The organism is Labrys sp. 22185 (genome assembly GCF_052045555.1).
In the GTDB taxonomy this organism is placed as follows: domain Bacteria; phylum Pseudomonadota; class Alphaproteobacteria; order Rhizobiales; family Labraceae; genus Labrys; species Labrys neptuniae.
Window position 1 is genome coordinate 240183 of sequence record NZ_JBQEPH010000008.1, and the last position, 13283, is coordinate 253465.

Genomic DNA, 13283 nt, shown 5'->3' on the forward strand with positions numbered 1-13283 from the left:
CCCGCGCTCCCAGGAACACCATTGATTTCCAATTACCGCAGGATTAACTCTTCTTCCGTGGTGATTTGGCCGGCCGGCTTGCAGCCACGTTAAACAACTCGCTAAAGGGCCGCTGGATGCATTCCATCCGTGGGCCTGTCGCATTGCTTTCCGGCTGGCCCAACGTCGATCGAGTGCAACATGCCTATCAAGATTCCGGATACCCTGCCCGCCTTCTCCACCCTGGTCAGCGAAGGGGTGCGGGTGATGACGGAAACCGCCGCCATCCGGCAGGACATCCGCCCGCTGCAGATAGGCCTGCTCAACCTGATGCCCAACAAGATCCGCACCGAATTGCAGATGGCGCGCCTAGTCGGGGCCACGCCGCTGCAGGTCGAACTTTCGCTGGTGCGGGTCGGCGGCCATCGCGCCAAGAACACCTCGGAAGAGCATCTGCTCGCCTTCTACGAAACCTGGGAAGAGGTCCGCGAGCGCAAGTTCGACGGCTTCATCATCACCGGCGCACCGGTGGAGACCCTCCCCTTCGAGGAGGTGACCTATTGGAAGGAGCTCGAGCAGATCCTCGACTGGACCACGACCAACGTGCATTCCACGCTGAACGTGTGCTGGGGGGCGATGGCGGCCATCTGGCATTTCCATCGCATTCCCAAATATGAGCTCACGGAGAAGGCCTTCGGCGTCTACCAGCACCACAACCGCAAGCCTTCCTCGATCTATCTCAACGGCTTTTCGGACGACTTCCACATCCCCGTCTCGCGCTGGACGGAGGTGCGCGGCGAGGACGTGCGCAAGAACGCCGAGCTGGAGATCCTGATGGATTCGGACGAAACCGGCGTTTGTCTCATTCACGAGCAACAAGGCAACCGGCTCTATCTGTTCAACCATGTCGAATATGAATCGACTTCGCTGGCCGATGAATATTTTCGCGATGTCGACGCAGGCGTGCCGATCAAGCTGCCGAAGAACTACTTCCCCTATGACGACCCGTCCTTCCCGCCGCGCAATTTCTGGCGCAGCCACGCCCATCTCCTGTTCGGCAACTGGATCAACGAGATCTACCAGACGACGTCCTACGATCTGAGCGAGGTCGGCAAGGGACGCTGAGGCCTTCCGGGCACAGGAGGCACCCTGCCCATAGACGCCAACTTGAGGGTCGGGCGAGATGACCGAGCTGGAGGTTGAGCTCCACGTCCGAGTCCCCTCGCTCCGTTCTTACGGGGAGAGGATAGAGGTGAGGGGCTCCGCAATGCCCGGTTTTTCAAGGTTTGCGCTGCCCCTCATCCTTACCTTCTCCCCGTGAGAACGGGGCGAAGAAGCGTTTGGCGTCGCAGCTCTCGCCTTGGGTTCGCCCCTATGAGCATTTTGCCCGTTCCCTCCTCCTTCTCGCATCGCATTCAAAGAGCGCCCGAGACGCCCGCGCCCCCGGAATTCCCTCAATCCTTGGCGCGATCCATGCGCATCAGCAACTGCTCGGTCTTGGCGTCCTCGATGCGGTTGTGCAGCCGGCCGGCCTCCTGCTGGTCGCGCAGGGTCTTGGTCAGCGTCACACAGGTCTGGATCAGCATCACCGTGCCCATGGCCAAGTAGGCCTTGATCCAGATGTCGACCGGGATGAACAGGATGCCGAGGCCGACCATGCCGGCAGCGCCCGCGAAGGCGGCATAAGTGAAGGTCATCCAGGCATTGGAGTGCTTGATCAGGTTTGACTGTTCCATGGCAGTGTCTCGATTTTTCAAGAATTGAAAGGCAGGAGTTGAAAGGATGCTTGCTCAAGCGGCCTCAGCCGCTCGCGCTTGCAGCCGCGCCAGCACGTCCTTGGCCGTCGTCCGCGTCGAGGGACCGAACCCTGCCGCTTCGAGCTTCTCGGCCGTTGCCGCCGAGCGCGCCTCGGCGTCGAGGGCCTCGAGTTCAACCTCCACATCGTCCTGATGGGCCTGCCGGTGTCTGAGGCGGGCCAGCGTCTTTTCGGCATCGGCGAGAGCCGTACCGGGCGCGGCGGTGGCGAAGCCGGACTTGAGCTTGTTCACCGTCTCAGCGGCTGCAGTGATGCGCCTGCCTCGTTCGATTTCGAGAAAGCGGCGCTCGGCTGCCGCCAATTTTGCGCGCAGCCGTCCCGCCTCTTCGGCGAATGCCGCCCGGGCGGCGGCGATCGCCTCGGCATCGTTCTCAAGATTGGCGATCTCACCAGCGGCCTCGCCCGCTAGGTCGTCACGGCCGCCGCGCAGGGCCTCGATCGCGCGATCGTCGAGATCGGCGATGCGCCGGCGCACCTCGCCGAGCCGCCGCGCCTCGGCCTTGTCCTGGGCGATGGCCACCGCCAAGGCACGCCTTCCCTGTTCGAGGCCGGCCCGAGCATCCCGAATCTGCTGGTCCAGGATCCGCACGGCATTGCGGTCGACGAGATTGTCCTCCGCTTCTGCGGCCGCGCCGCGGAACAAGGTCACGATGGTCTTGAACATCACGCTCTCCGTGTTATGAACAATGTTCACGATCCGGACGTTAACCTGACCATGAACGGCGTTCAAGATAAATTTTGAACAATGTTCAGAGAGGAGTTGCCAGGCATGGCCAAGGCAAGTGCAAGGCGGGAAGAATTACGCGGGAAGCTGATCGAGGCGGCGGAGAAAACCATTGTCGCGCAGGGCCATACGGCCTTGAAGGCTCGGGCCCTCGCCGAAGAAGTGGGCTGCGCCCTCGGCGCCATCTATACGGTCTTCCCCGATCTCGCCGCCCTCGTCCTGGCCGTGAATGCCCGCAGCTTCGCTCTGCTCAGCGCCATGCTCGGCCGAGAAGCAGAAGCTGCCGCCGCCGAAGGAGGCAACCCTCGCGCCATCGCCAATCGCACCTTGATCGCGCTCGCCAACGGTTATCTCGACTTTGCCGCCGAGCATGGCGGGCGCTGGCATGCCCTGTTCGACTTCCGCTTGCCGGACGGCCAAGACCTGCCGGAAGACCATTTGCGCCAGCAGGATGCGCTGTTCCAGCATCTGGAAACCCCGCTCGCCGTGCTCCAGCCCGGCCTCGCTAGAGACGAACGGGCCCTGCTCGCCCGCTCCCTGTTCTCGGCCGCCCATGGCATGGTACTGCTCGGTCTGGAGGGCAAGCTGGTGCAGTTGCCCCTGCCCTATCTACGCGAGCAGATCGCGCTGGTGGTCAGCGCCATGGGCCGGGGCCTCGAAAGTGCATGAGAAACCACCGGTTGCCGGGATGTCTCAAAGCAGATCCAGCCGCCTGGCAACGTTTCTGCGCCGGTCGATGACCGTGTGCCGATAGAGGGAGGGCTCCAGCCGCAGCTCCGGCGAAATCGGCCATTTCATACCCGCCAGGTCGAGCATGGTCTGGGCGTTGCTGCCCATTTTCGACATACCCGTGCCCCCTTCGCCGAACCGCGCTACCGCATTGTCGCCGAGTTGAACGATCTGGCCGTTATTGGGACCATTGATGCCTCGCGTGCACGGCCATGCGCAGATCACGTCCTCGAAGCTCAGGCCGCATTCCGGCGTCAATATGCTGAGGATGCTCGCCAGCGCATTGATGGCATAGCTCCGGCTGTAGACCGGCAGGCCGATCACGCCGCCGCAGGTCAATTTCATGACGAGATGGCTTGATGTCCGGCCGACCTCGACGAAATGCGTCTGCTTCATCCCGGTGAACGGCAGGTTCCGTACCCTGTCGGGATCGGTGATCCTGAACAGGAGCTGGGCCGAAAGCCCGGTCGCGATGGTCTGATGGGGAACGGATCGGTCGAACCCAAGGCGATCCGACAAGGCCGACAGCATGTGGCTGGCCGGCTCATAGTGGAATGTTGCGGTCGGGCCGAGCGAAAGGCACAGATGGTCCAACGCCAGATGCGAAAACGCACCCGTATTCATGTCCTCCAGTGTAACCGCAGCTGCCCGCGCCATGCCGTGCCCATCTTTCTCGAAATAGACCTGGGTCATGCGCTGCCGATGCCGGCATTCGATGCCGTTCCGCTCCATCGCGTCCATGCAGAGGCGATCGAAACCATGGCGAATGCAGCCATTATCCAGGAAGAGATCGCCCGACACCACGCGATCCAGGATGGCAGGACCATAGAAGGCCTCCAGGCTGGCCGCATCGAGCTTTTGGATTGCGAGGTCAACATCCTCCGCGAGCTCCCTGTTGTCGATCAGCGAGGCCTCGTGGTTCTTGCGCGAGAGATAGAGGAAAACGGCACGGGGACTATCCTGGCCGAGACGCAGCGGGATCGCCATTTGCCGCTCGATCTCAGTGAGGATCTGCGTCGAAACCTTGCTGGCCAGGCGGCTCTTCAGGTGATCCGTCGGTCGTCCCAGGCGCTTGCGAACACGCTGCGCCAAGCCGTGCCATTCGTTGTGGAGATAGACAGGCACATCCCGCAACCGAACCCCGCGGGGCCAAAGGTCGACCTTCCTGTAGTCGACGCCGAGGGCAACCGAAGCATCCGCTTCGCCGAAGATGGCGCGCCTGAGGGCGGTCCCTAGAATGCCGAGCCCGGTATTGTCGAGCTCGGCATTGAGCGCATTGGCATGATTGACATGCTCGTAGCTCGCCGAACCGCTTTCGTTGGACTGCTCGGCGCCATCCAGAACAAACACCACATCCGAGGCATCGGCGGGGGTTTTCTGCAAGCCACTCAGAAGGGCGCCGATCTTGGCGGCGGGACCTCCGGCAAATATCGCCTTCGGCCGGCAGGCACCAGACTCCCGTGCCTTGCGGTGTCTTTCGGCAAGCAGGCGCACCTCTTCACAGGCTGTGTCGAGCCGTGCGACAAAAACCTTGTTCTCTCCCCTCACCCGGACGTCCTTGCGGGCAAAAGCGGGCTGGTAGGGACTTTCGGAGATCAAGAAGGGGTTGGCCGCCACCATGGCTTCATAGGCCTGGCGCACCCGGGCGGACGGATTGACCCACGTCGCCTTGCCCGCGAAATAGTCTCCCTCCAATAGATAGTCTAGAAACAGGTCGCCCGAGGGGTTGGCTTGGGTCATCGCCTTTCGCAGATCGTTTAGCGAGGGAAACGCCCTTGTCGGAGCCGCGTTGAAATAGCCGGACGCAGCCTCGCAAGCGGCTTCAGCACGGTCGAGGCGGGAGAGGCAAATCTCGGAATGCATGCCGCTATCGGGAAAGACTGGGGTATCGACCTTCACGCAATATCTCTACCTACAACCATAGATAGAATGATTTAAGAACAATTGTCGTCTCTCCCGGCGATCCCGTGATCTTCAAGGAAAAATGCACGGAAAATTCGTTGTGCCGACGCGTCTTCGTGGCCCTTCGCTTCCCGCGGATCGTAAGACGCCTCAGCGCGACTGCACAGTCTTGCTGCCGCCGAGCACCGAGGTAATGGCCCAGGTGAAGCCGGATGGAATGGTGTTGCGGTGGTTCTTGCCCGGTACGACCAGGGAACGGATGGTCAGGCTCGGGAAGCTGCGCTGCTTCAACTGCGCCTCGAACGCCTTCATGTCGCCGACCATGTCCCTGGTATGGCCGCGCCGGCTTGGGTCGTAGCGGCTGACTTCCTCGCCGCCGACATACATCAGGACATCGGCCTTCAGGTCGCTGTTAGCCTTGGCGTAATCAGCCTCGAGCACCAGGATGGCATGATCGGCGAACCAAAGTGACGGGCTTCCGAGGATGTAGGTTTTGAACAGGTCCGGCTCCGTCAGCAGGATGCGGGTTCCGAGCAGACCGCCATAGGAATGCCCCCAGTAGAGGCGTTGGCCTGGGTCGACGCGATAAAGGCTCTCGACATGGGGGATCACGGTGGCCCGCAGATAAAGCTGATAGGCCTGCCCGCCGCCATAGGCTGTGTCGCCGGGCTTGAGGGGAACGGGGGTATAGTCGCGCTTGCGGCTCACCTCTAGAGTCTCACCCCTGGCATAGGAGAGCCCGACGATGATGGGCTCCTCCATCAGTTCCCCCTTGCCGTAGAGGGCTTTGACCAGGCAGGTCAGCGGCCGTATCGCGCGGCCGCCATCGGCCAGATAGAGAACCGGGTGACGCTTTGCGGTATCGGTGTCGTAATCGGCCGGCAGGCTGATTTCGACGTCATAGGATCGCCCGGAAACCGGATCCGGCACCGATAGGGTCTGGATCCCGCCGGGATCGCAGTCGCGCCAGGTGGCAGGCTTGGTTTGGGCCACAGCCGCCGGACCGCATGGGATGAAGAGCGCGATCAGTACCCAAGCGAGCAGTGCTCCTGCAACGTCCCGTCGAACCGACCGGCAGGCCCCTGTCATTGCCTGATACGAAGTCGACACGCAAAGGCTCCCTGAATCTTTCTCTGGCGGTTTGTTTGACGCGTTTTCTTGATCGAAAAGTCTATCGACTTTTCCGGAAAACGCTTTACCGCACCGCCCCGCCGCCGAGAGCCGAAGTAACGGCCCAGGAAAAGCCCGGCGGAATGGTGGTACGATGGTTCCGGCCGGGCACCACCAGCGAGCGAATGGTAAGGCCTGGAAAACCGTGCGATTTGAGCTGTTTTTCGAACCTCCTGACGTCGCCGACCATGTCCTGGGTGTCGCCGCGCCGGCCCGGGTCGTAGCGGCGAATTTCGTCACCACCGACATAGATCAGGACGTTGGCCTTCAGATCGCGATTCGCCTTGGCATATTTGGCTGCCATCGCCAGGATGGCATGATCGGCAAACCAGAAGGAAGGGCTGCCGAGAATGTAGGACTGGAAGAGGCCGGGCTCGGTCAGCAGGACGCGGGCGCCGAGGAGCCCGCCATAGGAGTGTCCCCAATAGAGGCGGCGCTGCTCGTCGGCGCGATAGGTCTTCTCGATGAAGGCAATGACGGTCTGCTTGAGATAAAGTTGATAGGCCTCGGCCCCGCCATAGCCGGGTTTGTCGGCCACCGGCGTGTAGTCGCGCGCCCGACTGGCGGCAAAGCCTTCGCCCTTGGCGTAGGAAAGACCGACCAGAATCGGCTCCTCGCTCAGCTTGCCTTCGCGATGGAGCGCTCTCACCAGTCTAAGCGCTTCCTGTCGCCGCGGCTCCTTCGTCAGGCAAGTGGAGCCGTTGGAAAGATGCCCGCCATCGGCATAATAGAGCACCGGATAGCGCCTGGCGGGCTTGGCCTCATAATCCTCAGGCAGGGTGACTTCGATGTCGTAGGATCGCCCTGTCGCCGGATCGGGCAAGGAGCGGATCCGAGTGCCCCCCAGGTCGCAGTTCACCGGAGCCTTGTCCCTGGCCTCCACCGGCACCGTCATCGCGCCAAGCAGCGCCACGCCGGCGACGGTCCAAATTTTTATCTGGAAAAACAATGAAATAACACCGAAAACGACAGCTGGACCAATGCTTCACGCTGGCACGGTGAGCCCGACAGTGCAAGCCAGGAAGCGGGGCACTGCCGACACCGCATGCACCGCCAGCCATGGAGCCGTCACTGCGACCGCGGCTCTACGGCTTCATGTTGGACTTCACGGCCTCGACCAATTGCTTCATCGAGAAGGGCTTGGGCAGGAAGGCGAACTCCTCGCCCTCCGGCATGTTCTTGGCGAAGGCTTCCTCGGCATAGCCGGAGACGAAGATGATCCGCGTCTTCGACTGGCGCTTGCGCATCTCCTTGAGCAGGGTCGGCCCGTCCATTTCCGGCATCACCACGTCGGAGACGACGAGATCGATCTCACTCTCGCCCTCGTCGATGATCTGCAGGGCCTCGATGCCGGAGCCAGCCTCGATCACCTCGAAGCCGCGCGCCGCCAAGGTGCGGGCGGAGAGCGCGCGCAGAGCTTCCTCGTCCTCGACCAGCAGGATGCGGCCGCGCCCGGTGAGATCGGTCATCTCCTTGGCCTTGGCCGGCGCCGAACCCGCCTGGTCCGGAGCACTCTCGGCCTCGACGATTGCGGCCTTCGCCGGCTCGACCAGCCGCGGCAAGAAGATCTGGAAGATCGTGCCCTTGCCCTCCACCGAATGGACGAGAATGGAGCCGCCTGTCTGCTTGACGATGCCGTATACGGTCGAAAGCCCGAGGCCGGTGCCCTTGCCGACATCCTTGGTGGTGAAGAAGGGCTCGAAGATCTTGTCCAGAACGGCCGGCGGAATGCCGCTGCCATTGTCCTCGACCTCGACGGTGACATAGTCGGCCGGCGGCAGCTCGCTGCGGTCGAGGGCGCTCGCTTCCGAGATCGGCACGTTGCGCGTGCGGATGATCACCTTGCCGCCATCGGCCATGGCATCGCGCGCATTGACGGTGAGGTTCATCACCACCTGTTCGAACTGGTTGACGTCCACCTTCACCGGCCACAGATCGCGGCCATGCACGACCTCGAGCGCGACCTTCTCACCCAGCAGACGCCGCAGCAGCATCGACAGGTCCGACATGGCGTCGTTGAGGTTCAGCACCTGCGGGCGCAGGGTCTGGCGGCGCGAGAAGGCAAGCAACTGGCGCACCAGATTGGCGGCGCGGTTGGCGTTGCTCTTGATCGCCATGATGTCCTGGAAGGCGGGATCACCGGGCTTGTGGCTGCCGAGCAGGGAATCGGCGGCCAGCATGATCACGCCGAGCACGTTATTGAAATCGTGCGCCACGCCGCCGGCAAGCTGGCCGACAGCGTTCATCTTCTGGCTCTGGGTGAACTGCTCCTGCAGCGTGCGCTGCTCGGTGGTGTCGATCATGTAGACGATCGCCGCTTCCTTCTCGTTCTCGCCGCGGTCGACGGGCGCGAACCAGAAGCGGGCGGAGCGGCTGCCCTGGCCGACCAGGGAAGCCTCTGCCGGTTCGATGTCGCCCCGGCCGGCCATGGCGAGGCGGGTCAGTTTGCTCAGCCCCTCGCGGTCTCGTTCGATGACGGCCTCAAGCAGGGAATGGCCCGGCGCATCGCCGTTGAGAGACTCCTTGAACAGCCGCATGAACGCTGCATTGGTGCGCACAATCCGGGCATTTTCGTCAATGGTGGCAATGGCCAGGGGCGAATTGTTGAAGAAGCGGGCAAACCGCACTTCCGCCGCCCGCAGACCTTCGGAGACGTCGCCGCCCGGGCCGCGATAGATCACCAGCGTGCGCGATGGGCCGGGCTGGCCGTCGGCGGCGAAGGCGATCTTGTGGAACAGGCGCACGGGCATGATGGTGCCGTTGCGGCGCCGCAAGTCGATGTCGAAGATCTCGGTGCGCACGCTGCCCGGTTCGCTGGCCTGCGTCACCACCAAGGCGCCGGCATTGCCGGGGGCGATGTCGGCCAGCGTCAAACCACCCGTGCCGAACTGGGCAAGGTCATAGTCGAGCCAGCCGGCGAGCGTGGCGTTGAGATAGACGATCTCGCCCGAGGGATCGGCGGAGAAGAAACCGGCCGGCGCGTGGTCGAGATAGTCGATGGCGTGCTGCAGTTCCTGGAAGACGTTTTCCTGGCGCTCGCGCTCGCGCGTGATGTCAGCGACGGTCCAAACCGTTTCCCCTGCTCCAGACGGGCGTTCGATCGGGCGCACCCGCACCCGATACCAGGAAGCCGTTCCGGCGGGTGGCGCAGAGGCAATGCGAAACTCCTCGGCGAGACGCTGCCCGGCCCGAGCGGCCTGGGCCAGGCGGTAGGTTGCCTCCGAGACGTCGGGGTCCCCGGTGAAAGCCCGCTCCACCGTGCGGATATCCTGTTCGCCCATCGCGCCTGTCAGGGCCAGATAGGCCTCGTTGGCATAGATGATGCGGCCGTCCTTGTTGGTGACGAGGATGCCTTCCGGCGAATCGTCGGCAATCAGTTTGGTGAGATCGTTGCGCGCGATCGAAGATTGGCCGAAATGCGCGATCCCCATCGCCCAGGCGAACATGGCGATCACACCGGCCACCGCGAAGACAGCAAGAATGACCGGGCTCGCGATCTTGCCCCAGTCGTAAGGCAGCAATGCCACCCCTATGGCGACGAGGATCAGCATTCCGGCAAGCACCAGCACCCAGAAGATGCCGCTGGGCCGTTCGCTGCGATCGACCGCGGCGCCGCGTGCCGCCGCCTCCTCGCCTTCAGCCATGTTCAACCCCACCGCGCATCGTCAAAGGGCGATTCGCTCCGGCGAACCGCATAATGGTCAGTTTGGCTTAGCAGTTCACATTTCAAAATGTGTTAACCTCGTTGACCAAAAATATCCTGGCCCTTTGCGGCGATTTAGCACCATCCAAAGGTGTGCCGGGCCATGGTGCATCCCAGACGAAACAGCCGAGAGGGAAGAAAAATCCGCCTCTTTTGCGGCATTTCTCCGGTTTTTTAGCCAAATCCAAGGGACAAGCCTCAGTTCAGCGACTTTGCTGTTGATTCTTGCACGTTAACCGTCTTCTAAGAAACCAGCCCGGAAAGAGTACTGGTCGCATCAGGCTGCCATCCCCTATCGGCACCGGACCAGATCTAAGGAATTATATCGATGGATTCGTTGAACTCTTGGCTGCCCGCGCAGTTGTTCACCTTGGCTGGCCTGCTGTTGGTGGTGGGCGTCGTCTTGATGTTCATCTGGCGCGCCATCAACCGTCCTCAGGTCGGCGGCGCCAAAGGCGGACGGCAGTCGCGGCTCGGCGTGGTTGATTCCTATGGCGTCGGCACCCGCCAGCTCGTGCTGGTGCGGCGCGACAATGTCGAACACCTGATCATGATCGGCGGCCCGAACGACGTCGTCGTCGAATCCAGCATCCTACGCGCCCGCCCGGCCGGCCAGGCTGCACGCCCTGCTTCGCCCGGTGCAACACCGCCTCCCGTCCAGGAGCGTACGGCCGCCGTCGCCGTCCCGCCGCGGCAGGTCGAGGAAGATTTCGTCCGTCCGGCTCCCGTCGAGCCCCCGCCTGTCGCCAAGATCGATACGCCAGTTCCAACACCGGCCACAACACCGATGAGCAGGACCTCTCCTGCCGCCGCGACCACGGCCCCGATGCCTTCGACGACCTCCGCTACGCGTCCGAGCGTGGTGCCCCCGCGTGAACCGGGCTTCTTCCAGCGTGCCACGTCGCGTTTGCCGAATTTCGGCCGGCCAGCGGCCACGGCGACGCCAGTTCCCGTCGCACCGGCGGTGCCTGCGGCCGAGGAGCCCCGCGCCACCATCGATACCGCGCATTTCGAAGAGCTTCTGGCCGGCGATCAGCCTGCAACCACGCCGGCGCCAAAACCGACCGTCTCTGCCGCCCCTGCTGCACAGACGACGGCCGCTCCCAAGCCCAAGGCTGATCTCGATTTCGAAGTTGCGGAAGGGCTCGATCTCGAGCCCGCGCCCGAAACGCGCGAACCGCCGGCACCAACCACTACCACGCGCCTGACGCTGCCCGAGATTCGCCTGCCGGATCTGCGCTTGCCGGAATGGCGCCGCCCCGAGGCGACACCGGCTCCGACGCCGGCCCCGCGCCAGGCGCCGGACCTTCGGGTCGAGCCTCGCTTTTCCGCCGATCCGCGCCCGGCCGGCGAGACTTCACCGACTCCCGGCGGTCGCATCGAGCCCTCGCTGGGCACACCGGCGCCACGTCCCCAGGCCGAACCGACGCGTACGGAACCCTTCCGGGTTGGTGAAAGGCTGACGACGCCGACACGCCCGGCCACCACGCCGCCGGCGCCTGTGGGGAGCACGACAGCCGCGCCGGCCGCCACGGCAGCGCCGACGCCGGCACCGACAGCAGCCCCCGCTCCGACGCCCCCCCCGGCGCCGACGACCACGCCGGCCCCTGTCGAGGTCGAAGATCCCTTCGCCAGCCTCGAGGAGGAAATGGCGAGCCTGCTGGGACGAAGCAGGGACGACAGCAAGAAGTCCTGAATGGGCAAACGATCAACGGGCGGATCTTCCGCCCGTTTTCTTTTGGTGCCGTAGGTGCAGCCCGACACGCCGGCAGATCCGGGAAACACGATAGGAGCTGGGATATCTGCGTTTCCGGCCAGGACCAACACGATATCCAGGCCGGCTGGGCTGGACGCCGCTGTTGATCCGAGATGTGGCTTGCGCATTTCTTGGCAACGGCCGAATAAGGCCATCTCGCGCCCTGCCGCTCCGCCTCTCAGAGAATTCCGGTTTCCCTGCCATGCGTTCCTTCCTTGCAGATCTCAGCGGCCAGTCGGTCGGCATGGGCGTCCTCACCGCTGTGGTCGGCTATACCAGTTCGGTGGCGGTCGTCATCAACGGCATGAGCGCCGTGGGCGCCTCGCCGGGGCAGATCGCTTCGGGCCTTGCCGCTTTGTGCGTGACCATGGGCCTGTGCGGCGCCGGCCTCAGCCTCGCGACCCGCATGCCGGTCTCAACGGCCTGGTCGACGCCCGGCATGGCCCTCCTGGCAGGCCTTGCAGCGCCGGCCGGGGGCTATCCTGCCGCCGTGGGCGCCTTTCTGTTCACCGGCGTGCTGATCATGGTGGCTGGCTTGTGGTCCCCCCTCGGCAAGCTGATTACCCGTATTCCCCGTCCTATCGCGGGAGCGATGCTGGCCGGCATCCTGTTCAAGCTTTGCCTTGCCCCGGTCATCGCGATCGGCCAAGTTCCGAAATTCGCCATCCCCGTGGTACTGACCTGGCTGGTGGTCGGGCGCTTCTACCGCCTGTGGGCCGCGCCCGCAGCGCTCGCTGTCGCCTTGGGCGCTATGGCCTTCGACGGCCAGGCAAGTTCACTGCCGCTGGCTCTCCCGTCGCTTGAGTTCGTAACTCCAAGCTTCGATTGGCAAACACTGATTTCGATCGGGCTGCCGCTCTTCATCGTCACCATGGCCTCGCAGAACATTCCAGGCCTGACCGTGCTGGCCGCCTATGGCTATCAGGTATCCACACGGCCCGCCTTCCTCGTGACCGGAGGCGTGTCGGCCCTCTCCTCGCTGCTGGGCGCTCCCACCATCAACCTCGCCGCCATCACCGCCGCCCTCTGTGCCGGTCCGGACGCCCATATCCGACCCGAGCGGCGCTACATTGCGGCGGTAGTCGCCGGATTGTTCTATGCAGCGATCTTCTCGTTGCTGTCGGCGATCGCCGCCGGCCTGGTCACGGCCTCCTCCCCGATCCTGATCGAAGCGGCGGCGGGACTGGCGCTGGTGAGCGCTTTCGGAGCCTCCCTGCTCGGTGCCGTCCAGGAAGAAAGCCAGCGTCTGCCGGCGCTTGCAACGTTCCTGGTCACGGCCTCAGGCTTCAGTCTCTACGGCATCGGCGCCGCCTTCTGGGGCCTTTGCGCGGGGCTTGTCGTGCATATGCTCTATTCCGGCGCAAACAGAGGCACGACAAAGGCAAAAAAAAGCGCTACATAGATATGCGATGTTCCACGTATCTCCACAGGGCTGAGAGGTGCGGGACGCTTGGGCCCATCCTGGATGCAAGCCCCTGCGTGATGAGTTCCGGCCGGCTGACAG

The 13283-nt window shown here is 63.6% G+C and carries 10 protein-coding genes and 1 riboswitch; of the genes, 4 read left to right on the forward strand and 6 right to left on the reverse strand.

All coding sequences use genetic code 11. The features are described 5' to 3' along the window. Positions 1 to 47: 47 nt before the first annotated feature. Positions 48 to 125: riboswitch (SAM riboswitch) on the forward strand. 55 nt (positions 126 to 180) lie between these two features. Next, positions 181 to 1104, forward strand: a complete 924-nt coding sequence (metA, locus tag ACTJKX_RS17995; protein WP_440726053.1) for a homoserine O-acetyltransferase MetA — start codon at positions 181 to 183, stop codon at positions 1102 to 1104. A 329-nt stretch (positions 1105 to 1433) separates the two neighbouring features. Here the strand turns inward: metA and ACTJKX_RS18000 are convergent, their stop codons facing one another. Together ACTJKX_RS18000 and ACTJKX_RS18005 are read right to left on the reverse strand one after the other, a co-directional pair. Next, positions 1434 to 1715, reverse strand: a complete 282-nt coding sequence (locus tag ACTJKX_RS18000) for a YiaA/YiaB family inner membrane protein (RefSeq protein WP_311938668.1) — start codon at positions 1713 to 1715, stop codon at positions 1434 to 1436. A gap of 54 nt (positions 1716 to 1769) precedes the next feature. After that, positions 1770 to 2459 carry a PspA/IM30 family protein gene (locus ACTJKX_RS18005; RefSeq protein ID WP_440726054.1) on the reverse strand — a complete coding sequence of 230 codons (690 nt, stop codon included), beginning with the start codon at positions 2457 to 2459 and terminating at the stop codon, positions 1770 to 1772. A gap of 105 nt (positions 2460 to 2564) precedes the next feature. Between ACTJKX_RS18005 and ACTJKX_RS18010 the strand changes: the two genes are divergently transcribed. Next, positions 2565 to 3188 (forward strand): TetR/AcrR family transcriptional regulator, encoded by a 624-nt coding sequence (locus ACTJKX_RS18010; RefSeq protein ID WP_440726055.1) that lies wholly within the window; start codon positions 2565 to 2567, stop codon positions 3186 to 3188. Positions 3189 to 3212: 24 nt separating this feature from the next. Here ACTJKX_RS18010 and ACTJKX_RS18015 read toward each other — a convergent pair whose 3' ends face one another. The 4 genes from ACTJKX_RS18015 to cckA all read right to left on the reverse strand — a co-directional run bounded on the left by ACTJKX_RS18015 (position 3213) and on the right by cckA (position 9964). Then, positions 3213 to 4988 carry a hypothetical protein gene (locus ACTJKX_RS18015; RefSeq protein ID WP_440726056.1) on the reverse strand — a complete coding sequence of 592 codons (1776 nt, stop codon included), beginning with the start codon at positions 4986 to 4988 and terminating at the stop codon, positions 3213 to 3215. A gap of 312 nt (positions 4989 to 5300) precedes the next feature. After that, entirely contained in the window at positions 5301 to 6260 is a 960-nt protein-coding gene (locus tag ACTJKX_RS18020; protein ID WP_440726057.1) for an alpha/beta hydrolase, read from the reverse strand. An 85-nt stretch (positions 6261 to 6345) separates the two neighbouring features. After that, entirely contained in the window at positions 6346 to 7233 is an 888-nt protein-coding gene (locus ACTJKX_RS18025) for an alpha/beta hydrolase (protein WP_440726058.1), read from the reverse strand. A 172-nt stretch (positions 7234 to 7405) separates the two neighbouring features. After that, positions 7406 to 9964, reverse strand: a complete 2559-nt coding sequence (gene cckA, locus ACTJKX_RS18030) for a cell cycle histidine kinase CckA (protein WP_440726059.1) — start codon at positions 9962 to 9964, stop codon at positions 7406 to 7408. Positions 9965 to 10351: 387 nt separating this feature from the next. Here cckA and ACTJKX_RS18035 point away from each other — a divergent pair, with 387 nt between their 5' ends. Together ACTJKX_RS18035 and ACTJKX_RS18040 are read left to right on the forward strand one after the other, a co-directional pair. Then, positions 10352 to 11719, forward strand: coding sequence for a hypothetical protein (locus ACTJKX_RS18035; protein ID WP_440726060.1), 1368 nt, complete (start codon positions 10352 to 10354; stop codon positions 11717 to 11719). 262 nt (positions 11720 to 11981) lie between these two features. Beyond that, complete coding sequence (locus tag ACTJKX_RS18040) at positions 11982 to 13181, forward strand: benzoate/H(+) symporter BenE family transporter (protein ID WP_440726061.1); 1200 nt, start codon at positions 11982 to 11984, stop codon at positions 13179 to 13181. Positions 13182 to 13283 lie beyond the last annotated feature (102 nt).